Genomic DNA, 23,008 nt, shown 5'->3' on the forward strand with positions numbered 1-23,008 from the left:
CGCCGGGCCGACGCCCCCGACCGCCCCGTCGGCCGGCGCACCGGCCGGCCGGGCGTCCGCCGACGCACCGCCGGCCCCGCCGGGGGAGTACCGCGCCCAGGACCTGGTGCGCGAGCTGCGCGAGCAGCTGATGAGCACCCACTCGGTGGTGATGGAGACCCAGCGGGTGCTCCAGGAGAGCACCCTGGCCCGTACCGAGGCGCTGCTGCGGCGCCCGACCCCGGCCGCCCCGGCCGCCGGGGCCGCTGGGGCCGCCGGGGTCGTGGAGGCCGTCGAGCCGCTGCCGGCCCTGCCCGAGCCCGCCGCCGAGCCGCTCGCGCTCACCGCCGCCGCGCGCACCCCCGGTGTGGTCTGGGACCAGGCCGACCTGCTGGAGTTCGCCACCGGCTCGCTGGCCCAGGTCTTCGGCCCGGGCTTCGCCGAGGTCGACGGCTACGCCAAGCGGGTGCGGCTGCCCGCCCCGCCGTACCACTTCGTCACCCGGGTCACCGGCCTGCGCGCGGAGACCGGGGTCTACCAGCCCTCGTTCATCCGCACCGAGTACGACGTGCCCGAGGACGCCTGGTACACCGTGGACGGCGGGGTGCCGCCGGCCGTGGCGATCGAGGCGGGCCAGTGCGACCTGCTGCTGATCAGCTACCTGGGCATCGACTTCCGCAACAAGGGCGAGCGGGTCTACCGGCTGCTGGACTCCACCCTGGTCTTCCACGGCGACCTGCCGCGGGCCGGGCAGACCCTGCGGTACGACATCTCGATCAACCGGTTCGTCACCCAGGGCGCCACCACGCTCTTCTTCTTCAGCTACCTCTGCTACGCCGACGGCGAGCTGATCCTGGAGCTGAAGGACGCCTGCGCCGGGTTCTTCAGCCAGGCCGAACTGGACACCCCGCTCGGCGTGGTGATCACCGAGAAGGAGCGCGCGGCCCGGGCGGCGCTGACCCGGAGCTGGTTCAAGCCGCCGGCCGCCACGACCAGGAACGTGCTGACCGCCGAGGACCTGGAGCGGCTCGGCCAGGGCCGCCCGGGCGAGGTGTTCGGGCCCGAGCACGCCCAGGACCCGGGCCTCAACCCGGCGCTGCGGCTGCCGGACGCCCGGCTGCGGATGGTGGACGAGATCCGGATCGACCGCACCGGCGGCCCGCGCGGCCTGGGGGCGATCAGCGCGACCAAGCAACTCGACCCGACCGCCTGGTACTTCGAGTGCCACTTCCCGGACGACCCGGTGCTGGCCGGCTCGCTGGTGGCCGAGGGCGCGGTGCAGGTGCTGCAGACCTTCCTGCTGCACCAGGGCATGCACCTGCTGCTGCCGGACGCCCGGTTCCAGACCGTGATCGGGCTGCAGACCGAGGTGCAGGTGCGCGGCCAGATCACCCCCGAGCACCGGGAGATCCGCTACGAGCTGGAGGTGATGGAGCTGACCCTGCTGCCGCGGCCCACCGTGGTCGCGGACGTGCTGGTCTACCTGGGCGACAAGCCGGTGATCCGGATGCGCAACTTCGGCATCCAGGTCCGGGAGAAGGCCGGCACCCCGTACCGGCCCGAACTCGGCGGCGTCCCGGCCTTCCTGGGCCGGCGCAACCGCGACGGCGAGCCGGCGATGATCAACGAGCTGCACCTGGCGCACGCCGCCAAGGGCGACCTGGGCACCGCGATGGGACCGGAGTTCGACGTCTACGCCGACTCCCGGGCGCCCTACATCCCCAACGGGGACTTCCAGTTCGTCGACCGGATCATGCGGCTGCAGGGCACCCGCGGCGACCTGGCCCCCGGCTCGGAGATGGTGACCGAGTACGACTCGCCGGGCGACGCCTGGTACTACCGGCAGAACGCCGACCCGCACCTGCCGCACTGCGTGCTGATGGAGACCTCGCTGCAGGCCGCCATCCTGCTCGGCTACTACCTGGGCGCCACCCTCAAGCAGCCGCAGACCCAGTACGCGATCCGCAACCTGGACGGCCGGGCCACCGTGGTCAAGGACGTCGACCTGCGCGGCAAGACCATCCGGCACCACTCCAAGCTGCTGATGACCAGCGCCGTCTCCGGCGCGGTGCTGCAGAACTTCAGCTACGAACTCTCCGCCGACGGCGAGGTGTTCTACACCGGCGAGTCGCTGTTCGGGTACTTCAGCGAGGCCGCGCTGGCCAACCAGGCCGGCCTGGACGCGGGGCAGTACGTCGCCCCGTGGCTGGAGCAGCACCCGGAGGCCGTCGCCAGGCGGATCGAACTGACTGACGGATCACCGCAGTTCACCGACCCCGCCGGCGGCCGGCTGCACCTGCCGGGCGGCCACTTCCACCTGGTGGACCAGGTCGACCTGGTCCCGGACGGCGGTCGGCACGGGCGCGGCTACCTGCACGGCTACCGGGCGGTCCGCCCCGACGAGTGGTACTTCGACTGCCACTTCCACCGCGACCCGGTGATGCCCGGCTCGCTGGGCGTGGAGGCGGTGCTCCAGGCACTGCGGCTGTTCGTGCTGGAGCAGGGGTTGGCCGACGGCCTGGCCGAGCCGCACTTCGCGCTCGCCCTGGACGTGCCGACGAGCTGGAAGTACCGCGGCCAGATCCTGCGCCACGACGGTGAGTTGCGCTTCGACGCGCACGTCAAGGAGGTCCGCCGCGAAGCCGGGCGGATCGTGGTGATCGCCGACGCCGACCTGTGGAAGCCGGGCCTGCGGATCTATGAACTGACCGATGTGGCCATCGAGGTCCGCGCGAAGGAGTACCGGGCATGACCACCGCCACCACACCCCTGCACTGGCAGGGGCCCGGCTACCCGAGCACCGACCCGGCCGGGGTCTACCAGGTGCTCGCCGACCTGGAGCACCCCTGCTTCGTGGTCCGCACCCCGCAGGGCATCGGCGCGGTGGCCGGCGGCCGGGCGCTGCCGTCCGCCGGCGCCCCGGCGGGCAGCCGGCCGCTGCTGGCGGCGGCCGCCCCGCTGCCGCCGCAGCGGCTCGGCTCGGCCGCGTTCCGCAGTGCCCACGGTGTCCGCCAGCCGTACATGGCCGGTGCGATGGCCGGCGGGATCGCCTCCGCGGACCTGGTGATCGCGCTGGCCCGGGAGGGCTACCTGGCCTCGTTCGGCGCGGCCGGGCTGCTGCCGGAGAGCATCGGCAAGGCGCTGGACCGGTTCGCCACCCAGATCCCCGGCCTGCCCTTCGCGGTCAACCTGATCCACAGCCCGAGCGAGGAGCGGCTGGAGCGGGAGGCGGTCGAGCTGTTCCTGCAGCACGGGGTGCGCTGCGTGGAGGCCTCCGCCTACCTGGCGCTCAGCCCGCACATCGTCCGCTACCGGCTGGCCGGCCTGCGCCAGGGGCCGGACGGGCGCCCGGTGGCCGAGCACCGGGTGATCGCCAAGATCTCCCGCACCGAGACCGCCGAGCGGTTCATGCGCCCGGCCCCGGCCGCACTGGTCGCCGACCTGCTGGCGCGCGGGCAGATCTCCCCGCTCCAGGCGGAGCTGGCCAAGTACGTGCCGGTGGCCGAGGACATCACGGTGGAGGCCGACTCCGGTGGGCACACCGACCGGCGCCCGCTGCCCGCGCTGCTGCCCAGCATCCTGCGGCTGCGCGACGCGGTGCAGCGCGAGCACCGCTACCCGGTGCCGATCCGGGTCGGCGCGGCCGGCGGGCTGGGCAGTCCGGTGGCGCTGGCGGCCGCCTTCGCGATGGGCGCCGCCTACGTGGTGACCGGCTCGGTCAACCAGTCCTGCGTGGAGTCGGGCGCCTCCAAGGCGACCAAGGGGCTGCTGGCCGAGGCGGGCATCGCCGACTGCGAGATGGCGCCGGCCGCGGACATGTTCGAGATGGGCGTCGAGCTGCAGGTGCTCAAGAAGGGCACCCTGTTCCCGATGCGGGCCAAGCGGCTGTACGAGCTCTACCAGGCGTACGGATCGCTGGAGCAGATCCCGGCCGAGGACCGGGCCCGGCTGGAGGCGCAGCTGTTCCGCCGCCCGCTGGCCGAGGTCTGGCAGGAGTGCGAGGGCTACTTCCGCCGGCGCGACCCCGAGCAGCTGGCCCGGGCCGCGGACAACCCGAAGCGCAGGATGGCCCTGGTCTTCCGCTGGTACCTGGGGATGAGCTCGCGCTGGTCCACCACCGGCGACCCGGAGCGCACCCTCGACTACCAGATCTGGTGCGGCCCGGCGATGGGCAGCTTCAACGACTGGGTGACGGCCAGCTACCTCAAGGCACCCGGCAACCGCCGGGTCGCCGAGGTGGCCCACCACCTGATGCGCGGGGCGGCCTTCCACACCCGGCTGGCCGCGCTGCGCACCGCGGGCGTGCAGATCCCGGCCTCGGCCGCGGACTACCGCCCGGTCCCGCTGGAGGCCGGGGCCCACGCGGGCACCCCCGGCCGCGGGCTGGGGGAGGGCGCGCTGTGATCGAGCGGACCGTCGCCAAGGCGGCCGCCCTGGAGCGGCTGCTGGGCGACGCCGGGGACCCGGCCAACCCGTACGGCTTCGCGGCGGCCGCCCGCCGGGACGAGCGCGAGGAGTTCCCCGACGGGTACGCCGCGGTGCTGCGCGAGGCCGGGTTCCACCTGGACTACCTGCCGCCCGAGTGGGGCGGCGGCTTCGAGTCCTTCGACCGCAGCCTGCAACTGGTCCGCTGCGCGGCCCGGCGCGACCTCAACGCGATGCCGGCCACGATGTTCTCCATCACCGCGGCCACCTGCCTGCGCCTGCACGGCTCGGCGCAGCAGCAGGACCGCGCCGCCGCCATCCTGCGCCGCGGCGGCGCGGTGGGCTTCGCGCTCTCCGAGGCGGAGCACGGCAGCGACCTGCTGGCCAACGCCGTCCGGCTGCTGCCGGACGGCGCCGACCACCGGTTGCACGGCACGAAGTGGCTGGTCGGCCTCGGGCAGCGGTGCGAGGCGCTCTACCTGGTGGCCCGTACGGGGGAGCGGGGTCCGGGCGCCTTCTCGGCGGTGCTGCTGGACGCGACCGGCCTGGACCGCGGTGCGCCGGTGCGCACCAGCGGGATGCGCGGGATCGACTTCGCCCACCTGGCCTTCGACCACCTGCCGGTGGCCGCGGCGGACCTGGTGGGCCGTCCGGGCGAGGCGCTGGAGGTGGCGGTCAAGGCCCAGCAGGTGGTCCGGGTGATGAGCACGGCGGGCAGCCTGGGGCTGGCGGACACCGCGCTGCGGCTCACCCTGGACTTCGCCGCCGAGCGCCGGCTGGGCCGTACCGCGCTGCTCGACACGCCCTACCAGCGCCGCGAACTCGCCCTGGCCTCGGCCGCGCTGCTGGCCGCCGACGCGGTGGCGCTGGCCGCCGCCCGGGGCATCCAGGTGGTGCCCGAGCAGTTCAGCGTCTGGGGCTGCGCGGCCAAGCACGTGGTGGCCGAGGCGGTGGACGACCTGGTCGCCCGGTGCGCGGCCACGCTGGCCAGCCGGGCGGTGCTGCGCGGCGAGGGCCCGGGCGGCGGGCTGTTCCAGAAGCTGCGCCGGGACGCCGAGCTGGTCCGGGTGGTGGACACCAGCGTGCTGGCCAACCTGCGCTCCTTCGCCGGCCAACTGCCCACGCTGGCCCGCCCGGCGGGCGATCCGGCGGCCGCCAGGACGGCGTTCGCGCTGGACGCCGAGCTGCCGGCGTACGACCCGGCCCGCCTGGACCTGACCGCGCGCGGGCGGGACCTGGTCACCGGCGAGCTGGCCGAGAACGCGGAGGGCGCGCTCGCCGAGCTGGCACCGGCGCCGGCCGTGGCCGCGCTGGTCACCCGGCTGCTCACCGCGCTGATCGAGCTGCCGGCCGCGCCGGTCACCGGCTGCGACCAGCTGGACCTGGCCGAGCGGTTCGCCTGGCTGCACGCGGCGGCGGCCTGCCTGCGGCTGTGGTGGGCCAACCGCCACCTGCCGCTGCACGGCGGCAAGCCCGGCAGCCCCGACTGGCTCGGCGCCTGCCTCGGCTACCTGCTGGCCCGGGCCGACCGGTCCGATCCGCGCCGGGCCGCCGCACTCGCCGCACCCGCACTGGACACGGTGCTCGCGCTGCGCGCCGACCACCGGCTCTTCTCGGCCGCGCCGGTCCCGCTCGCCCGCACCCTGCCCCGGGCTCCGGCCGGGGACGCCCTCACCCCCTCGCACTGACCAGAGCTCCAGGAGAGGCTGTGCTGCACCAAGAACTGGCCAAACTCGCGGCCGAGTTGGAGGACCACCTCGGGGACCCGCAGGACCCGTCCAGCCGGATGCCGTTCGAGCGGATCCTGGCGGCGGACGAACGCGAGGAGTACCCCTACCCCTTCGTCAACCTGCTCCAGCGCTGGGGCGTGCCCGAGTACAACATCCCCGAGGCGCAGGGCGGCCGGGCCGGCGACGTGGCCACCGGCTTCCAGCTGCTGCGGCTGATCGCCCGCCGCGACCCGACCACCGCCACCGCGCTGATCATCACCAGCCTGGCCTTCATGCCCGCCTGGATCGCCGGCACCGCCGAGCAGAAGCAGTACCTGGCGGACGCGATCCGGCACGGCAGCCGGTACGCCTGGGGCCTGTCCGAGCGCGACCACGGCAGCGACGTGCTGGCCAACGAGATGACGGCCGAGAAGGTCTCCGGCGGCTACCTGCTGACCGGCGAGAAGTGGCTGATCGGCAACGCCCGGGTGGCCGACGGCCTGATGCTGTTCGCCCGCACCCGCGCCGCCGGAGGGCCGGCCGGCTACTCGGTCTTCCTGCTGGAGAAGCGCCGCTGCCCGGCCGGCACGGTCGAGGAACTGCCCAACGAGCGGCTGCACGGGCTGCGCGCGCTGGACATGAGCGGGGTGCGGCTGGAGCGGGTGTTCGTGCCCGACTCGGCGCTGATCGGTGCCGAGGGCGCGGGCCTGGAGATCGCCCTGAAGACCTCCCAGGTGGCCCGCACCCTGATCGGCTCGATCGCGCTCTCCGCCGTGGACACCGCGCTGCGGGTCACCCTGGACTTCACCGAGCAGCGCCGCATCTTCGGCCAGCTGGTCAGCGACATCCCCTACTCCCGGAGGCAGTTGACCGAGAGCTTCGCCGACCTGATGGTGGCCGACGCGGTCAGCCTGGGGGCGGTGCGCAGCCTGCAGCTGCTGCCGGAGCAGACCAGTGTCTGGTCCTCGGTGGTGAAGTACTTCGTCCCCACCCTGCTGGAGCGCACCATGTCCCGGCTGAACGTAGTGCTGGGCGCCCGGTTCTACCTGCGCGACACCCCGCACTACGGGATCCACCAGAAGATGCTGCGCGACCTGCTGGTGGCCAACTTCGCCGACGGCAACACCGTGGTCAACCTGAAGAACCTGGCGCTGCAGCTGGAGGGGTTGCTGGAGGCGGCGGCCGGTCCGGGCCGGGGTGGCGAGGCGGCGGCCGAGGCCGAGCGCCGGGCCCCGGTGCTGTACGGCCCGGACCGGGAACTGCCGCTGTTCCGCCCGTGGGACCAGGAGCTGTTCAGCCGCGGCCGGGACGACGCGGTGCTGGCCGCGCCGGCCGCGGTGGACGAGCTGCGCCGCCGGGCCGGCGCCGCCGGGCCGGACGAGCGCCGCCGGCTGCTGCAGGCCGCCGAGCTGGCCGAGGAGCTGCTGGAGCGGGCCGTCCCGCTGCGCGAGCGCTGCCAGGCGCTCAAGGCCGACCTCGGCCGGGCCTACGGGCAGAGCGCCGAACTCTTCGACCTGGCCAAGGAGTACTGCCTGCTGCACGCGGTGGCCGCCTGCCTGCACGCGCACCTGCACGCCTCGCTCGGCGAGCCCCTCCCCAGCGGTGCGCTGCTGCTGCTCCAGCTGGAGCGGGTGCGCCGGCAGTGGTACCCGCACGAGGCGGTGACCGACAGCGCGGTGGTCGACGAGGTGATGGCGGTGCTGCGCCGGCTGCACCAGCAGGGCCGGCTGTTCTCCCACGGCCAGTTCCAGCTGGCCCGGGCCCGCTGATGGCGACGGCGACGGTGCGCACGACGCGCTGCCCGCGCTGTGCGGCGGGGGCCGAGCGGCTCGACGCCGACCTCGGCGTCTGCCTGCCCTGCCGGGACGAGTTGCGTGGCGAACTGACCAGCTGGCTCATGCAGTTGGTGGGCCTGATGGTGTTGCGGGAGGGCCGGTGACCGACGCCCACCTGTGGCTGCTGCCGGAGTCCGCGGTGGACGCCTTCGCGGCCCGGCACGGCGGCAGCGCACTGCTCACCGCCACCGAGCGGGAGCTGCTGGCCCGGCGCCGCACGTCCGGTGCCCGCCGCCGGTACCTGGGCGCCCGGGTGCTCTCCCGGTACGCGCTCAGCGCCCGCTCCGGCCGGCCGCTGACCGACTGGCGGTTCGGCAGCGGGCCGGGGGGCCGGCCCGAACCGCTGGAGCCGGCCGACGGGCTGCGCTTCAACCTCTCGCACACCGACGGCCTGATCGCCTGCCTGGTGACCGACCGGGCGGACTGCGGGGTCGACGTGGAGCCCACCCCGGCCGGCTCGGACGCGCTGCGCTACCTGCCGCGCTTCCTGGCCGGCGAGGAGCGGGCCCTGTTGGCCGGACCCGCGCCGGACGGCCCGGACGGCCCCGCCGGGCCGGCCCGCACGCTGGCCGCGCTCTGGGTGCTGAAGGAGGCCTACCTCAAGGCGCTGGGCACCGGCCTGCGCCGCGACCTGGCCGAGTTCGCCTTCAGCACCCCGCACCGCACCCCGATCCGGGTGCACGACCCGGTCGCGCCGCTGGACGCGGCCGGCTGGCACTTCGAACTGCGCTACCCCGCCCCGGGGTTCGTGCTCGCCGCCGCCGTCCGGGACGGCCGCGGCGGGCAGTTGCACCAGACCGTACTCAGCTGAGGAGCTCCCAGATGTCCGCAAAGCCCCGCATCGCGGTGATCGGCGCCGGGGTGGCCGGCCTGTCCGCCGCCTACCAGCTGCGTGAGCACGCCGAGTTGACCCTGTTCGAGCAGGACGACCGGCTCGGCGGCCACGCCAACACCATCGAGGTCGAGGACGCCGGCCGCGTGCTCGGCATCGACACCGCCTTCGTGGTGATGAACCGTCCCAGCTACCCGGAGTTCGGCGCCTTCCTGGACGAGCTCGGGGTCGCGACCGTCGAGCACGCCGGCGGCTTCAACTTCTTCGACCTGGACAGCGGACTGCAGTACGGCACCCGCGAGTTGAACCTGCCCGAGGAGGAGGTGACGGCCCGCTACCCGGAGGAGTTCCGGACCATCTGGCGCGAGGCCCGCCGGTTCCACGAGGAGGGCCGGCGCGACTTCTTCCGCAAGCGCACCGACCTGCCGCTGGGTGAGTACCTGGACCGCGGCGGCTACAGCGAGCAGTTCCGCCACAGCTACGTGATCCTGCTCTGCACCGCGGTCTGGTCGGTGCCGGCCGAGCTGATCTGGCAGATGCCGGCCACCACCGTGATCGCCTTCTTCATGGCCCACGACGAGGGCGGCCTGGGCGGGCAGCGGGTGGACTGGCGCACCGTCGAGGGCGGCTCGATCTCCTACGTGCGCAAGGCCGTTGCCGCGATCGACGCCAAGGTGCGGCTGAACGAGCCGGTGCTCGGGGTGCGCGCGGACGAGCACGGGGTCGAGGTGGCCACCGCCGGCGGCACCGAGCACTTCGACCACGCGGTGCTCGCGGTCCACGGCGACCAGGCCCGGGCGCTGCTCACCGAGCCCGACGAGGTGCAGCGGCGGGTGCTGGCCAATATCCGCTACAACGCCTCGCTGGCCGTGCTGCACACTGATCCGAGCGCCATGCCGGCCGACCGCTCCCGGTGGGAGAGCTGGAACTACGGCAAGGTGGCGGTCGACGGCCGGGCCCGCCCGTACGTCGCGTACTACATGAACAAGCTGCACGGCTTCGAGTCCGCGACCGACTACTTCGTCACCCTGGACTACCCGGGCGAGCTGCGCGAGGACGCGGTGATCCGCGAACTGCGGTACGAGCACCCGGTGATCGACCTCGACCTGCGCACCCTCCAGCAGACCGTCTACCAGGTCAACGAGGGCGGCCGGATCAAGCTCTGCGGCTCCTACTTCCACTCCCGGCGGCTGCACCACGACCAGATCGGCTCGCACGAGGCCGCCTTCGCCTCCGGACGTGACGCAGCCCGCACGCTCCTGCGCGAGATCGGAGTGGAGGTGTAGTATGGATAGTGTCAGGTTCCACTATCGATAGAAGGTGGCGCACCGTGCCCACGCTTCCCTGGATCACCCCGAACCGACCCGACCAGCGGACCGGCACCGCGCTGGTGATGGCCTCCAGGCTCGAAGTCCGCTCGCTCAAGGACGTCCCCCGCTTCTTCCGCCAGTCCCTGGTCGCGTGGAAGCAGGTGAAGACCGCCCCCGGCGCGCTCGGCGCCTCGCTCGTCGCCCAGCCGCTCAAGCGCACCTTCTGGACCCTGTCCGCCTGGGAGAGCCGCGAGCAGCTCTACACCTACGCCCGCACCGAGCCCCACAAGACGGTGATGACCTCGCTGCGCGAGACCATGCGCGAGTCGGTCTTCACCTTCTGGGAGGTCCCGGTCGACGAACTGCCGATCAGCTGGACCGACGCCCGCCGCCGGCTGGCCGAGCAGCAGCAGGCCGACCGGGCCGGGCAGCCGAACTGACGCACCGTCACGGGTGCGGCCCCACAACCCGAGTCCCGATGTTCCTGAAGGGGAACCGCTATGCCGTCGTCCGATCGCAAGACGCCGCTGTGGCTGTCGATCGTCGCGTGCAGCGTGCCGATGTTCATGGTGGCGCTGGACAACCTGGTCGTCTCCACCGCGCTGCACACCCTCGCCGTCGACCTCAAGGCCAACACCCGCGACCTGCAGTGGTTCGTCAACGCCTACGTGCTCAGCTTCTCCTGCCTGCTGCTGATCGGCGCGGCCCTCGGTGACCGGTTCGGCCGGCGGCGGGTGTTCGTCATCGGCATCACCCTGTTCACCCTCGCCTCGGTCAGCTGCGGCCTGTCGCACACCAGTGCCGAGCTGATCGCCTCCCGGGTGGTGCAGGGCTTCGGCGCCGCGGCCGTGATGCCGCTCTCGCTCACCCTGCTCTCGCAGGCCGTCCCGGAGAAGAAGCGCAGCCTGGCGCTGGGTCTGTGGGGCGCGGTCAGCGGACTGGCCATCGCGCTCGGCCCGGTGGTCGGCGGTGCGGTGGTGGACGGGCTGGCCTGGCAGTGGATCTTCTGGATCAACGTCCCGGTCGGCATCGTCGCGGTGCCGCTGATCCTGCGGGTGGTCAAGGAGAGCAAGGGCGAGCGGGCCGGCCTGGACCTGCTCGGCATGCTGCTCGCCGCGGCCGGCCTGCTGGCCGCGGTCTGGGGCATCGTCAACGGCAGCAGCGACGGCTGGACCTCCGCGAAGATCGTCGGCGCCTTCGCGGCCGGTGCGGTGCTGCTGGCCGCCTTCGTCCTGTGGGAGCGCCGGGTCCGCCACCCGCTGCTGCCGCTGGGCTTCTACCGGATCCGCGCCTTCACCCTGACCAACATCGTCTCCGCCTCGATGTACTTCGGGGTGTTCGGCTCGATCTTCTTCCTCTCCCAGTACCTGCAGATCGCCCCGGTCCGCACCCCGCTGCAGGCGGGCGTGCTGACCCTGGCCTGGACCCTGATGCCGATGTTCATCGCCCCGGTGGCCGGTGCCCTCACCGACCGGGTGGGCGGCGGGCGACTGATGGCGCTCGGCCTCTTCCTCCAGGCCGGCGGCCTGGCCTGGATCAACCTGGTCGCCACCAGCAACACCCCGTACTCGCACCTGGTCGGCGCGATGCTGCTGGCCGGCGCCGGGATGGGCTTCGCCATCGCGCCCACCGCGGCGGTGGTGCTGGGCGCGGTCGGCGCCGAGCACCGCGGCAAGGCCTCCGGCGCCAACACCACGGTGCGCGAGATCGGCGGCGCGCTGGGCATCGCGGTGCTCAGCAGCGTCTTCCTGGCCCACGGCAGTGCGGACAGCGCCACCGACTTCGTGCGCGGCCTGCACCCGGCGGTCTGGGTCGGCGTCGGCGTGGTGGTCTTCGGCGGGATCTGCGCGCTGTTCATCCCGAACCGGCGCCCGGCTCCGGCCCCGGCCGAGCCGGCCGCGCCCGAGGAGGTGCTGGCCGGGGTCTGAGCCCGGTCCGTGCCGTCCGACGGCGGGCGCGGCGCCCGTACGGTGTCTTCCCCTGGACACCGGGCGCCGCGCCCGCTCCGCCGTCGCCGGGCCGGTCCCGGCGGCGGCTCAGTCCTGCGGGGTCTCGAAGAGCCGGTGCGAGGCGTCCGACTGGGCCAGCCGCCGCATCGCCCCGATCAGCGCGTCGCCCAGCACGGTGCCCAGCACCGCGCCCTCCACCATCGAGTCCACGCCCTCGCGCCGCCCGATCGCCGCCAGCTCCGACTTGGCCAGCTGCTCGGCCGCCTGCGCGTAGTCGTCCAGCAGGGTCAGCAGGTCCTGCTGGCCCAGCTCCTCGAAGGTCGCCACCAGCTGCACCAGGGCCCGCTCGGCGGCGATCCCCTCCCGCACCTGCCAGCCGCGCCGGCGGACCAGGTCGGCCACCGCCTCCTCGGCCCGCTGCCAGGACGGCGAGTCGACCGGCGCCACCTGCGGGGTGATCGCCGACTGGGCCACGCCCAGCACCTGGTGCACCCCGTTGGCCGGCTCGTCCACCGCCTCCAGCACCTCGCGGGTCGCGGCCACCGAGAGCTTGCCCACCTCGGTCATCGCGCGCACCAGCTTGAGCCGGTGCAGGTGCTCCTCGCTGTACTGGGCCTGGTTGTGACTGGTCAGCCGGCCGTGCGGGAGCAGCCCTTCGCGCAGGTAGTACTTGATCGTCGGGACCGGCACCCCGGTCCGCTTGCTCAGCTCTCCGATGCGCATATGGATAGCATACGTCTCCATATGTCGCCGGGATCCCGTACTCCGGCCCGGCTCCGTATACCGTGGTCCGGTGCACGTGACCGAGAACGCCCCGCTCGCCCCGCTGACCACGCTGCGCCTCGGCGGCCCCGCGCGCCGCCTGGTGACCGCGCACACCGACCAGGAGGTGCTGGAGACCGTCCGGGCGGCCGACGCGGCCGGCGAGCCGCTGCTGGTGCTCGGCGGCGGCAGCAACCTGGTGATCGGCGACGACGGCTTCGACGGCACCGTGCTGCGGATCGCCACCACCGGCTTCGGGTGGGACGGCACCGTCCTGGAGCTGGCCGCCGGCGAGGTCTGGGCCGACGCGGTGGCCCGCGCGGTGCTGGAGCACGGCCTGGCCGGCATCGAGTTCCTGGCCGGCATCCCGGGCTCGGCCGGCGCCACCCCCGTGCAGAACGTCGGCGCCTACGGCCAGGAGGTCGCCCAGACCGTCACCGAGGTGGTGGCCTACGACCGCCGGGCCGGCGCCCTGGTCACCCTGGACAACGCCGGCTGCGCCTTCGGCTACCGGCACAGCCGCTTCAAGGCCGAGCCGGACCGCTACGTGGTGCTCCGGGTCCGCTTCGCGCTGGAGGACGCCGGCGGCGCCTCCAGCCCGATCCGCTACCCCGAGGTGGCCCGCACCCTGGGCGCCGCGGCGGGCGACCGGGTCGACCTGCGCACCGCCTACGAGACGGTGCTGGCGCTGCGCTCCGGCAAGGGCATGGTGCTCGACGAGCAGGACCACGACACCTGGTCGGCCGGCTCCTTCTTCACCAACCCGGTCCTCACCCCCGAGCAGTACCGGGTCTTCCTGAGCCGCCTCGGCGAGCTGACCGCCCCCGCCTTCCCCGCCCCCGACGGCAGCACCAAGACCTCGGCCGCCTGGCTGATCGACCGGGCCGGTTTCACCAAGGGCTACGGCAGCGGCCCGGCCACGCTGTCCACCAAGCACACCCTGGCGCTGACCAACCGGGGCTCGGCCACCACCGCGGACCTGCTGGCGCTGGCCCGGGAGATCCGGGCCGGGGTGCACGCGGCCTTCGGCGTCGAGCTGGTCAACGAGCCGGTCCTCATCGGCGTCGAGCTCTGACCACCAGCACCGTCACCAGCACGATCACCAGCAGGGCCAGCAGCACCACCCCGAGCGCCGGTCCGCCGCCGGGCCGGCTGCTGTACCAGTGACGGTGGCTCGTCACGTGGTGGGTGACGTGGTGCGTGACGTGCCGGGTGCCGAGGCCATGTCTGCTCATGGGGCGTCAGCCTGTCACGCCGGCGGCCCGCTGAGCCAGGTGTCGATCTCGCCCAGCAGCTCCTTGCGCACCCCCTCCGGCGCCCGCGAGCCGCGCACCGACTGCCGGGCCAGCTCGGCCAGCTCCTGGTCGCCGAACCCGTGCACCTCGCGGGCCAGCCGGTACTGGTCGGCCAGCCGGGAGCCGAACAGCAGCGGGTCGTCCGCGCCCAGGGCGATCGGCACGCCGGCCTCGAACAGGGTGCGCAGCGGCACCGCGCCGGCCTTGTCGTAGACGCCGAGCGAGACGTTGGAGGCCGGGCAGACCTCGCAGGTGACCTGACGGTCGGCCAGCCGCTGCATCAGCCGCGGGTCCTCGGCCGCGCGCACCCCGTGCCCGATCCGGCCCGCCCCCAGGTCGTCCAGGCAGTCCCGCACCGACTCCGGGCCGGCCAGCTCGCCGCCGTGCGGGGCGGCCAGCAGCCCGGCCTTCCGGGCGATCCCGAAGGCCCGGTCGAAGTCCCGGGCCAGTCCGCGCCGCTCGTCGTTGGACAGGCCGAAGCCGACCACCCCGTGGTCCGCGTACCGCACCGCCAGCCGGGCCAGCGTGCGCGCGTCCATCTCCGACTTCATCCGGTTCGCGGCCAGCAGCACCCGGATCCCGACACCGGTGGCCGCCGAGGCCTCGCGCACCGCGTCCAGCACCAGCTCGACGGTCGGGATCAGCCCGCCCAGCCGGGGTGCGTACGAGGTGGGGTCGACCTGGATCTCCAGCCAGCGCGAGCCGTCCGCCACCTCGTCCTCGGCGGTCTCCCGGACCAGCCGGCGGATGTCCTGCTCGTCCCGCAGCACCGAGCGGGCGGTGTCGTAGAGCCGCTGGAACCGGAACCAGCCGCGCTCGTCGGTGGCCCGCAGCTTCGGGGGAGTCCCGGAGCTCAGCGCCTCGGGCAGCCGCACCCGGTGCTTGTCCGCCAGTTCGAGCAGGGTGGCGGGGCGCATCGACCCGGTGAAGTGCAGGTGCAGGTGGGCCTTCGGCAGCGCCGTGACGTCTCGCTGTTCCATCCACGAATCCTGCCGCACTCACCGCGGAAAGGGGAACCGCCCCGTTCAGATCCCCCGATGGGGTGAACGAGGCGGCCCTCCCGGTCCTGACGGCGGGTCAGTCCCGCGCCTCCGCGAGCAGCTTCTGCAGCCGCGCCACGCCCTCGGCCAGGTCCGCGTCGCCCAGCGCGTAGGACAGCCGCAGGTAGCCCGGGGTGCCGAAGGCCTCGCCCGGCACCACGGCGACCTCGGCCTCGTCCAGGATCAGCGCCGCCAACTCGGCGGAGCTCTGCGGCCGCCGGCCGCGGATCTCCTTGCCCAGCAGCGCCTTGACCGACGGGTACACGTAGAAGGCGCCGAGCGGCTCGGGGCACAGCACCCCGTCGATCTCGTTGAGCATCCGCACGATGGTCTGCCGGCGGCGGTCGAACGCCACCTTCATCTCGTCGACCGCGGCCAGGTCGCCGCTGACCGCGGCCAGCGCGGCGCGCTGCGACACGTTGGCGACGTTGCTGGTGGCGTGCGACTGCAGGTTGGCGGCGGCGGCCACCACGTCCTTGGGGCCGATCATCCAGCCCACCCGCCAGCCGGTCATCGCGTAGGTCTTGGCCACGCCGTTGACCACGATGCACTTGTCGGCCAGCTCCGGCAGCAGCGCGGGCAGCGAGGTGAAGGTCGCGTCCCCGTACACCAGGTGCTGGTAGATCTCGTCGGTGAGCACCCACAGCCCGTGCTCCAGCGCCCAGCGGCCGATCGCCTCCGCCTCGGCCTCGGTGTAGACCGAACCGGTCGGGTTGGACGGCGAGACGAAGAGCACCACCTTGGTCCGCTCGGTGCGGGCGGCCTCCAGCTGGGCCACCGACACCTTGTAGTCGGTGGTCTCGTCGGCCACCACCTCGACCGCCACGCCGCCGGCCAGCTGGATCGACTCCGGGTAGGTGGTCCAGTACGGGGCCGGCACGATGACCTCGTCGCCCGGGTCCAGGATCGCCGCGAAGGCCTCGTAGATGGCCTGCTTGCCGCCGTTGGTCACCAGCACCTGGGAGGCGTCGACCTGGTAGCCGGAGTCCCGCAGGGTCTTCGCCGCGATGGCCGCCTTGAGCTCCGGCAGCCCGCCGGCCGGGGTGTACCGGTGGTTCTTCGGGTCCCGGCAGGCCTCGACGGCGGCCTCGACGATGTAGTCCGGGGTGGGGAAGTCGGGCTCGCCGGCGCCGAAACCGATGACCGGACGGCCGGCCGCCTTGAGGGCCTTGGCCTTGGCGTCGACGGCGAGGGTCGCGGACTCGGCGATGGCGCCGATCCGGGCGGAGACCCGCCGGTCGGCGGGACGCCCGTGGGCGGGGGAGGAAGCGCTCATACCTGCATGGTCGCAGAACCCGCCGGACGGCGGCCCGCGCCTTTCACCATCGGGGGATCCTGCGGAAGAGGTTCGACCAAACGCCGCCGAACCCGTACACTCACTGATCGACGGCCCGACCGCCACCACGGATGACCAGAGGCGTTCCACACGCACCCGGTCCGATGCGGTAGGTTGAGGGACGCAAACGGCGCCGCGAGGCACCGAAGGGCACTAGCTCAATTGGTAGAGCACCGGTCTCCAAAACCGGCGGTTGGGGGTTCAAGTCCCTCGTGCCCTGCTCCTTTTTCCACGTCCAGCCCGTTCGCTCGCCAGAGCGAGCGGGCTTGATGCGGAGAGGGCCCCATACCATCCTGCGACCGGATTCAGGTGAGGACGAGTGACGGAGACCACGGGCTCCACCGCAACGCCTGAGAGCGGCAACCCCGAGGACGCGACGCCGGTCGACGGCGCCGCCGAGGGCACCGAGAGCGACAAGACTCTCACCCGCCGCGAGCGCAAGCGCGCCAACAAGGAAGCCGGTGGCGAGGGCGGAAAGTCGGGCAAGCGCGCCAAGCGCGGCCTCTTCGCCCGCATCGGGCTCTACTACCGGCAGATCATCGCGGAGCTGCGCAAGGTCGTCTGGCCGACCCGCAGCGAGCTGATGAACTACACCAGCGTCGTGGTGACCTTCGTGGTCGTCATGATCGGCCTGGTTGCGACCCTGGACTGGGGCTTCGCCAAGGCGAGCTTCTGGATCTTCGGCTGATCCTGCCGGACAGCCCCTGCACCACCCACCGACCCGGGTCGGCCCCCGCTAGCACAGCACCAACGGGGCCCGCCCGGGTCGAGCTGTCGGCGGCGACGGTCAGAGACGGCTACCGTTGACTCGGTACCGTTGAGGCTTGCCCATCGGCCGTACCCATCTCCACCTCTCCAGGAAAGAAGCAGCCACCGTGTCTGAGTCCCCCCTGTACGACGCCGACGAGACCGTCCGCGAGGCGGAAGGCGCCGAGCTGGATGCGGCTGAGGCTGCCGGTGCCCCGGACGAGTTCGCCGCGGACGCCGAGCAGATCACCGACGCGGTGGACAGCGACGAGGACGAGGTCGAGGCGGCCGACGAGGCCGAGGCCGGCGAGCCCGCCGAGGAGGCCGCGCTGCACGAGCTGGGCGACGCCGAGGCCGCCGCGGTGGAGGCCTTCGAGGAGGCCGACGCCGAGGTCGAGGCTGAGGCCGAGGTCGAGGCCGAGGCCGAGGAGGAGGTCGACCCGGTCGCCAAGTTCCGCGAGGAGCTGCGCTTCATGCCGGGCGAGTGGTACGTGATCCACACCTACGCCGGCTACGAGAACCGGGTGAAGCAGAACCTGGAGCAGCGCGCCGTCTCGCTGAACGTCGAGGAGTACATCTTCCAGGCCGAGGTGCCGCAGGAGGAGGTCGTCCAGATCAAGAACGGCGACCGCAAGACCATCCGGCAGAACAAGCTCCCCGGCTACGTGCTGGTCCGCCTGGACCTGACCCCCGAGTCCTGGAACGTGGTGCGCAACACCCCGGGCGTCACCGGCTTCGTCGGCAACGCCTACGACCCGTACCCGCTGACCCTGGACGAGGTCGTCAAGATGCTCGCCCCCGACGTGGAGCGCGCCGCGGCCAAGGAGGCCGGCAAGCCCTCCCCGGTCAAGCCGAGCGAGATCCAGGTGCTGGACTTCGAGGTCGGCGACTCGGTCACCGTCACCGACGGTCCGTTCGCCACCCTGCAGGCGACCATCAACGAGATCAACCCCGACTCCAAGAAGGTCAAGGGCCTGGTGGAGATCTTCGGCCGGGAGACCCCGGTCGAGCTCTCGTTCGACCAGATCCAGAAGAACTGACCTTTCCCGAGGCTTTCGGGGGCGGGGCCCGCGGCCCCGCCCCCGGTCACGTTTTGGCCGGGCGGCGCATCCGCGTTAGCCTGGTCCGCTGTGTGTACGCATACCCGGGTGTCGCCCCGGAGCCGTGCGCACGTCCATCGAAGGAAGGACCCGGAGAGACATGCCTCCCAAGAAGAAGAAGGTCACGGGGCTTATCAAGCTCCAGATCAACGCCGGTGCGGCCAACCCGGCCCCGCCGGTCGGCCCCGCGCTGGGTCAGCACGGTGTCAACATCATGGAGTTCTGCAAGGCCTACAACGCCGCGACCGAGTCGCAGCGCGGCATGGTCGTGCCGGTGGAGATCACGGTCTACGAGGACCGTTCCTTCACCTTCATCACCAAGACCCCGCCGGCCGCGAAGCTGATCCTCAAGGCCGCGGGCGTGGACAAGGGCTCCGGCACCCCGCACAAGACCAAGGTCGCCAAGCTGACCTCGGCCCAGGTGCGCGAGATCGCCACCACCAAGATGCCCGACCTGAACGCCAACGACCTGGACGCCGCGGAGAAGATCATCGCGGGCACCGCCCGGTCCATGGGCATCACGATCGAGGGCTGAGACCCTTCCGTCCACCAGTGGTAGGGCCACGCGCGGCCCGACACACCACGACTCCGAGAACCCAGGAGCAGCAGTGAAGCGCAGCAAGGCCCTCAAGGCCGCGGACCTCAAGGTCGACCGCGACCGCCTGTACGCCCCGCTCGAGGCCATCCGCCTCGCCCGGGAGACCTCCACCACCAAGTTCGACGCGACCGTCGAGGTTGCCATGCGTCTGGGCGTCGACCCGCGCAAGGCCGACCAGATGGTCCGCAGCACCGTCAACCTGCCGCACGGTACCGGTAAGACCGCCCGGGTCCTGGTCTTCGCGACCGGCGACCGTGCCGCGGCTGCGGAGGCTGCGGGCGCCGACATCGTCGGCTCCGACGAGCTGATCGACGAGGTCGCCAAGGGTCGTCTGGACTTCGACGCCGTCGTCGCCACCCCGGACCTGATGGGCAAGGTCGGCCGCCTCGGCCGCGTGCTCGGTCCCCGTGGTCTGATGCCGAACCCGAAGACCGGCACCGTCACCCCGGACGTGGCCAAGGCCGTCACGGACATCAAGGGCGGCAAGATCGAGTTCCGCGTCGACAAGCACTCGAACCTGCACTTCATCATCGGGAAGACCTCCTTCACCGACGAGCAGCTGGTCGAGAACTACGCCGCGGCGCTCGAGGAGGTCCTGCGGGCCAAGCCGTCCGCCGCCAAGGGCCGCTACATCAAGAAGACCGCGGTCTCCACCACCATGGGCCCCGGTGTCCAGGTGGACCCGAACCGCACCCGCAACCTCCTGGTCGAGGAGGACCCGGCCGCCCTCTGAGCGTCCAGGTCCGACTGACCCCGCCAGGCCCGCACTCCGTCCGGAGTGCGGGCCTGCGCCGTGTCCGGGGGCGGAACCGAAACGGATGACGGGGATGTCCAAGGTCTCGACTAGAGTCCGCTCTGATTGTCAGATGACCTTGGGGGAGTAACCCATGCGGATCACCCGCATCGCCACGTCCGTCACCGCCGCCGCGCTGCTCGTCGCGGGTCTGGCGGCCTGCAGCAGCAGCGCCAGCACCCCGTCCGGCACCGCCGCCACCGGCGCCACCGGCGCTGCGGGCGCCGGCGCGGCGGGGCTGCCGACCGGCGACCCGAAGACCGAGCTGTCCGCCGCCGCCGTGGTGATGGAGAAGGCCGGCAGCGCCAAGATCGCGCTCAGCTCGACCGACGGCAGCAGCGGCACCGGCGTGTACGGCTGGTCCGGCAAGCCCCGGCTGGACTTCTCCGAGCAGGAGGGCGGCAAGACGCTGAAGGTCCGGCTGGTGGACGACGGCGTCTACCTCGGCGCCTCCGACGCCGAGGCGGTCGCGCTCGGCGGCAAGCACTGGGTGAAGCTGACCACCACCGGCAGCGGCGGCCAGCTGGGCGCCGGCTTCCAGACGCTGGAGCTGATGCTCAACCCGGCCGCCCAGCTCACCGCCGCGGCCCAGGCCGGCACGCTGAAGAAGATCGGCACCGAGGCCGTGGGCGGCACCCAGACCCAGCACTACCAGAGCACCATGCCGGTGGCGACGCTGCTGCAGTCGCTGCCCAACCTGACCGCCGACCAGCGCACCGCGGCCGAGCAGTCGCTGAAGTCGGACGGCTCGTCCATCACCACCGACTTCTGGCTGAACGCCAAGCGCCAGCTGGTCCAGGAGAAGGAGGTCGGCTCGGACAGCTCGGCCACCCCGCAGACCATCACCTACACCGACCTCGGGGTCGCGGTGAACGTCACCGCCCCGGCGGCGGCCGACCTGGGCAACCAGTCGGACGCGCTGAAGCTGCTCGGCGGCAACTGACCCCCGGGATGCGGGCGCAGGCCCGCATGACACCCTGGGACGACCAACTTCGAGCGGGAGGCGAGCATGGCCAGGTGGCGGTCGGCCGGCGCGGCGGTGGCCGCTGCCGCGCTGCTCGCCGCGCTGGCGGGCTGCGGCTCGGGCGGGGACGGCCGGGCCGAGCCGGGCCGGCCCTCGCCGACCGCCGTCCGCAGCTCGCCGAGCGCCTCGGCCAAGCCCACCGACCGGTCGCCGCAGGGCGTCCTGCTGGCCGCCGAGCAGGCGCTGCAGACCGCTCGCCGGGCCCAGCTGAGCTACCGGTTCGACACCCCGGACGGGCACAGCGACAGTGCGGACGGGGTGCTCTACTGGGCCCCCCGGACGATCATGAAGCTGACCAAGACCACCCCGGGCGCCACCGACCAGCTGATCGTGATGGACACCGTCAGCTACCGCGGCGGCGACGCGGCCACCGCCTCCCGGCTGGGCGGCAGGCACTGGGAGAAGTCGGCCGAGGCGACCGGCCCGGACGGCCGCAAGGAGACCCCGTACGCGCCGCTGGTGGACCAGCTCAACCCGCTGCAGGCGGTCACCGCGGCGGCCGGCGCACCGGACCTGCGGCTGGTCGGCCCGGAGAACCTCGGCGAGGGCCTGGTGGAGCACTACACCGCCACCGTCCCGGTGGCCGACTACGTCGCGGCCCAGCAGAACCTGCTCACCGAGGACCGTCGCCGGCAGCTGGGCAGCGCGCTGGGCGCCGGCGGCGTGACCACGCTGACCCTGGACCTGTGGTTCAACGACAAGGACCAGCTGGTCCAGCTGCACCGCTCCGGCGCCGGCAGCCAGGGCGTGCTGGACCAGCTGGTGCTCTACAGCGACTGGGGCGGCCAGCTGGCGGTGCTGGCCCCGGCCGAGAGCGACACCCAGGACGACTCCGGCTCCTAGCGCGATCCGCGATCCGCGGGCCGGGGCGACCGATTTGGCGTTCGCGCCCCCTTGACCTTAGGCTGATGGCTGCCAAAGACCGCTGGTTGTTCGTGTCGCGCCCCCGGGTGCGGCCGGCCGAAGGTTCTGCGTCTCACGCAGACAGCCCGCGCAGGAGCAGTTGGAGCTTGGACTTCCGTCCGCACGTCCCCGATGTGCGTGCGTCGAGGTCCGTTCGAGCCCCGTGTGCCTGCGCACCGGGGCTCTTCTCGTTCCCGTGCGGGTTCCTTCCGGTGGTCCCAGGCGCCGTAGGTCGACTGTCCCAGGTCGGCCGACCTCGACATCACGGAAGGAGGCGTAAGCCCATGGCCAGGCCTGACAAGGCTGATGCCGTCGCGGAGATCGCGGACAAGTTCCGTTCCTCCAACGCGGCCGTGCTGACCGAGTACCGCGGTCTCACGGTGAAGCAGGTCAAGACGCTGCGTCGCTCGCTGGGGGACAACGCCCAGTACGCCGTGGTGAAGAACACGCTGACCAAGATCGCGGCCAACGAGGCCGGGATCACGGAGCTCGACGACCAGTTCACCGGTCCGACGGCTGTCGCCTTCGTCACCGGTGACCCGGTGGAGTCGGCGAAGGCTCTGCGTGACTTCGCCAAGGAAAACCCCGCCCTGATCATCAAGGGTGGCGTGCTCGACGGCAAGGCGATGTCTGCCGACGAGATCAAGAAGCTCGCGGACCTCGAGTCCCGCGAGGTGCTGCTCGCCAAGCTGGCGGGTGCCCTGAAGGCCAAGCCGTCCCAGGCTGCCGCGCTCTTCCAGGCCCTGCCCTCCAAGCTCGTCCGCACCGTGGACGCGCTTCGCGAGAAGAAGGCCGAGCAGGGCGGTGCCGGTACGCCGGCTCCCGCCGAGGACGCCGCTGCGGAGTAATTCCGCCGCGAGCCCCCCTCGCTGCGGGCGACGTGCCCGCCAAACCCCGTACATCCGGCACCACCTGCCGATTTAGTGGAAGGACGCCATCATGGCGAAGCTGTCCCAGGACGAGCTGCTCGAGGTCTTCGCTGAGATGACCCTCATCGAGATCTCCGAGTTCGTTAAGGCGTTCGAGGAGAAGTTCGACGTCACCGCCGCCGCCCCGGTCGCCGTCGGCGTTGCCGCCGTTGGCCCGGCCGCCGAGGTCGAGGAGGAGAAGGACGAGTTCGACGTCGTTCTCGAGGGCGCCGGCGACAAGAAGATCCAGGTCATCAAGGAGGTCCGCTCGCTGACCTCGCTCGGCCTGAAGGAGGCCAAGGACCTGGTGGACACCGCTGGCGCGGTCGTCCTCGAGAAGGTCAACAAGGAGACCGCCGAGAAGGCCAAGGCTGCCCTCGAGGGTGCCGGCGCCAAGGTCGTCCTCAAGTAATTCCGAGCTCCCCACGGAGTTCTCCGGCCGGGTCGGCCACCCCTCGCGGGG

The 23,008-nt window shown here is 72.7% G+C and carries 21 protein-coding genes, 1 tRNA gene and 1 pseudogene; 19 read left to right on the plus strand and 4 right to left on the minus strand.

Annotated features, from left to right (window positions below; genetic code table 11):
• The 9 genes and pseudogenes from ACFW1A_RS21310 to ACFW1A_RS21350 form a co-directional block, all read left to right on the plus strand.
• Window positions 1–2,731: pseudogene (locus ACFW1A_RS21310) on the plus strand (hypothetical protein); the annotation flags it as partial.
• Entirely contained in the window at window positions 2,728–4,383 is a 1,656-nt protein-coding gene (locus tag ACFW1A_RS21315) for a PfaD family polyunsaturated fatty acid/polyketide biosynthesis protein (RefSeq protein WP_380410695.1), read from the plus strand. The pseudogene ACFW1A_RS21310 and the gene ACFW1A_RS21315, both read left to right, overlap by 4 nt.
• A complete protein-coding gene (locus ACFW1A_RS21320; protein ID WP_380410696.1) occupies window positions 4,380–6,092 on the plus strand; it encodes an acyl-CoA dehydrogenase family protein in 1,713 nt (570 codons plus the stop codon). The genes ACFW1A_RS21315 and ACFW1A_RS21320 overlap by 4 nt, the downstream gene beginning before the upstream one ends.
• Window positions 6,093–6,112: 20 nt before the next feature.
• Window positions 6,113–7,882 carry an acyl-CoA dehydrogenase family protein gene (locus ACFW1A_RS21325; RefSeq protein WP_380410697.1) on the plus strand — a complete coding sequence of 590 codons (1,770 nt, stop codon included), beginning with the start codon at window positions 6,113–6,115 and terminating at the stop codon, window positions 7,880–7,882.
• Complete coding sequence (locus tag ACFW1A_RS21330; protein ID WP_380410698.1) at window positions 7,882–8,052, plus strand: hypothetical protein; 171 nt, start codon at window positions 7,882–7,884, stop codon at window positions 8,050–8,052. Before ACFW1A_RS21325 ends, ACFW1A_RS21330 begins: the two co-directional genes overlap by 1 nt.
• Window positions 8,049–8,759, plus strand: coding sequence for a 4'-phosphopantetheinyl transferase family protein (locus tag ACFW1A_RS21335; protein WP_380410699.1), 711 nt, complete (start codon window positions 8,049–8,051; stop codon window positions 8,757–8,759). Before ACFW1A_RS21330 ends, ACFW1A_RS21335 begins: the two co-directional genes overlap by 4 nt.
• An 11-nt stretch (window positions 8,760–8,770) precedes the next feature.
• Window positions 8,771–10,066: an NAD(P)/FAD-dependent oxidoreductase gene (locus ACFW1A_RS21340; protein ID WP_380410700.1), complete on the plus strand. Its 1,296-nt coding sequence runs from the start codon at window positions 8,771–8,773 to the stop codon at window positions 10,064–10,066.
• A gap of 44 nt (window positions 10,067–10,110) precedes the next feature.
• The gene (locus ACFW1A_RS21345) at window positions 10,111–10,530 is read left to right on the plus strand and encodes a DUF3291 domain-containing protein (RefSeq protein ID WP_380410701.1); all 420 of its coding nucleotides are present in this window, start codon (window positions 10,111–10,113) and stop codon (window positions 10,528–10,530) included.
• Window positions 10,531–10,590: 60 nt separating this feature from the next.
• A complete protein-coding gene (locus ACFW1A_RS21350; protein ID WP_380410702.1) occupies window positions 10,591–12,018 on the plus strand; it encodes an MFS transporter in 1,428 nt (475 codons plus the stop codon).
• A 108-nt stretch (window positions 12,019–12,126) separates the two neighbouring features.
• On the opposite strand, the gene ACFW1A_RS21355 is transcribed toward ACFW1A_RS21350, so the two are convergent.
• Window positions 12,127–12,762 (minus strand): MerR family transcriptional regulator, encoded by a 636-nt coding sequence (locus tag ACFW1A_RS21355; protein ID WP_380410703.1) that lies wholly within the window; start codon window positions 12,760–12,762, stop codon window positions 12,127–12,129.
• 70 nt (window positions 12,763–12,832) lie between these two features.
• On the opposite strand from ACFW1A_RS21355, the gene ACFW1A_RS21360 reads away from it, so the two are divergent.
• Window positions 12,833–13,876 (plus strand): UDP-N-acetylmuramate dehydrogenase, encoded by a 1,044-nt coding sequence (locus tag ACFW1A_RS21360; protein ID WP_380410704.1) that lies wholly within the window; start codon window positions 12,833–12,835, stop codon window positions 13,874–13,876.
• Here the strand turns inward: ACFW1A_RS21360 and ACFW1A_RS21365 are convergent.
• From ACFW1A_RS21365 to ACFW1A_RS21375, 3 genes are all read right to left on the minus strand, one after another.
• Window positions 13,857–14,036: a hypothetical protein gene (locus ACFW1A_RS21365; protein ID WP_380410705.1), complete on the minus strand. Its 180-nt coding sequence runs from the start codon at window positions 14,034–14,036 to the stop codon at window positions 13,857–13,859. The two genes, ACFW1A_RS21360 and ACFW1A_RS21365, sit on opposite strands and share 20 nt — an antisense overlap.
• A gap of 14 nt (window positions 14,037–14,050) precedes the next feature.
• The gene (locus tag ACFW1A_RS21370; protein WP_380410706.1) at window positions 14,051–15,076 is read right to left on the minus strand and encodes an adenosine deaminase; all 1,026 of its coding nucleotides are present in this window, start codon (window positions 15,074–15,076) and stop codon (window positions 14,051–14,053) included.
• A gap of 97 nt (window positions 15,077–15,173) precedes the next feature.
• A complete protein-coding gene (locus tag ACFW1A_RS21375; RefSeq protein WP_380410707.1) occupies window positions 15,174–16,412 on the minus strand; it encodes a pyridoxal phosphate-dependent aminotransferase in 1,239 nt (412 codons plus the stop codon).
• 207 nt (window positions 16,413–16,619) lie between these two features.
• On the opposite strand from ACFW1A_RS21375, the gene ACFW1A_RS21380 reads away from it, so the two are divergent.
• From ACFW1A_RS21380 to rplL, 9 genes are all read left to right on the plus strand, one after another.
• Window positions 16,620–16,692, plus strand: a tRNA-Trp gene (locus ACFW1A_RS21380).
• Window positions 16,693–16,791: 99 nt separating this feature from the next.
• Window positions 16,792–17,160: a preprotein translocase subunit SecE gene (gene secE / locus ACFW1A_RS21385; protein ID WP_380410708.1), complete on the plus strand. Its 369-nt coding sequence runs from the start codon at window positions 16,792–16,794 to the stop codon at window positions 17,158–17,160.
• A gap of 187 nt (window positions 17,161–17,347) precedes the next feature.
• Window positions 17,348–18,259 (plus strand): transcription termination/antitermination protein NusG, encoded by a 912-nt coding sequence (gene nusG, locus ACFW1A_RS21390; protein ID WP_380410709.1) that lies wholly within the window; start codon window positions 17,348–17,350, stop codon window positions 18,257–18,259.
• 160 nt (window positions 18,260–18,419) lie between these two features.
• The gene (rplK, locus tag ACFW1A_RS21395; protein WP_110670487.1) at window positions 18,420–18,854 is read left to right on the plus strand and encodes a 50S ribosomal protein L11; all 435 of its coding nucleotides are present in this window, start codon (window positions 18,420–18,422) and stop codon (window positions 18,852–18,854) included.
• 73 nt (window positions 18,855–18,927) lie between these two features.
• Window positions 18,928–19,650, plus strand: a complete 723-nt coding sequence (gene rplA / locus ACFW1A_RS21400) for a 50S ribosomal protein L1 (RefSeq protein ID WP_380410710.1) — start codon at window positions 18,928–18,930, stop codon at window positions 19,648–19,650.
• A gap of 154 nt (window positions 19,651–19,804) precedes the next feature.
• Window positions 19,805–20,653, plus strand: coding sequence for a hypothetical protein (locus ACFW1A_RS21405; protein ID WP_380410711.1), 849 nt, complete (start codon window positions 19,805–19,807; stop codon window positions 20,651–20,653).
• 66 nt (window positions 20,654–20,719) lie between these two features.
• Window positions 20,720–21,577: a hypothetical protein gene (locus tag ACFW1A_RS21410; RefSeq protein WP_380410712.1), complete on the plus strand. Its 858-nt coding sequence runs from the start codon at window positions 20,720–20,722 to the stop codon at window positions 21,575–21,577.
• A gap of 344 nt (window positions 21,578–21,921) precedes the next feature.
• Entirely contained in the window at window positions 21,922–22,485 is a 564-nt protein-coding gene (rplJ, locus tag ACFW1A_RS21415; protein ID WP_380410713.1) for a 50S ribosomal protein L10, read from the plus strand.
• Window positions 22,486–22,576: 91 nt separating this feature from the next.
• A complete protein-coding gene (gene rplL, locus ACFW1A_RS21420) occupies window positions 22,577–22,957 on the plus strand; it encodes a 50S ribosomal protein L7/L12 (protein ID WP_380410714.1) in 381 nt (126 codons plus the stop codon).
• Window positions 22,958–23,008 lie beyond the last annotated feature (51 nt).

Source organism: Kitasatospora sp. NPDC058965, assembly GCF_042741245.1.
GTDB lineage: Bacteria > Actinomycetota > Actinomycetes > Streptomycetales > Streptomycetaceae > Kitasatospora.

Bases quoted from the DNA above. Each gene is read 5' to 3' on its own strand.
- ACFW1A_RS21340 (WP_380410700.1), top strand. From the start codon at position 8,771: ATGTCCGCAAAGCCCCGCATCGCGGTGATCGGCGCCGGGGTGGCCGGC.
- ACFW1A_RS21330 (WP_380410698.1), top strand. From the start codon at position 7,882: ATGGCGACGGCGACGGTGCGCACGACGCGCTGCCCGCGCTGTGCGGCG.
- ACFW1A_RS21315 (WP_380410695.1), top strand. From the start codon at position 2,728: ATGACCACCGCCACCACACCCCTGCACTGGCAGGGGCCCGGCTACCCG.
- ACFW1A_RS21370 (WP_380410706.1), bottom strand. From the start codon at position 15,076: ATGGAACAGCGAGACGTCACGGCGCTGCCGAAGGCCCACCTGCACCTG.
- ACFW1A_RS21375 (WP_380410707.1), bottom strand. From the start codon at position 16,412: ATGAGCGCTTCCTCCCCCGCCCACGGGCGTCCCGCCGACCGGCGGGTC.
- ACFW1A_RS21410 (WP_380410712.1), top strand. From the start codon at position 20,720: ATGGCCAGGTGGCGGTCGGCCGGCGCGGCGGTGGCCGCTGCCGCGCTG.
- ACFW1A_RS21350 (WP_380410702.1), top strand. From the start codon at position 10,591: ATGCCGTCGTCCGATCGCAAGACGCCGCTGTGGCTGTCGATCGTCGCG.
- rplJ (WP_380410713.1), top strand. From the start codon at position 21,922: ATGGCCAGGCCTGACAAGGCTGATGCCGTCGCGGAGATCGCGGACAAG.
- rplK (WP_110670487.1), top strand. From the start codon at position 18,420: ATGCCTCCCAAGAAGAAGAAGGTCACGGGGCTTATCAAGCTCCAGATC.
- ACFW1A_RS21355 (WP_380410703.1), bottom strand. From the start codon at position 12,762: ATGCGCATCGGAGAGCTGAGCAAGCGGACCGGGGTGCCGGTCCCGACG.
- ACFW1A_RS21405 (WP_380410711.1), top strand. From the start codon at position 19,805: ATGCGGATCACCCGCATCGCCACGTCCGTCACCGCCGCCGCGCTGCTC.
- rplL (WP_380410714.1), top strand. From the start codon at position 22,577: ATGGCGAAGCTGTCCCAGGACGAGCTGCTCGAGGTCTTCGCTGAGATG.
- ACFW1A_RS21365 (WP_380410705.1), bottom strand. From the start codon at position 14,036: ATGAGCAGACATGGCCTCGGCACCCGGCACGTCACGCACCACGTCACC.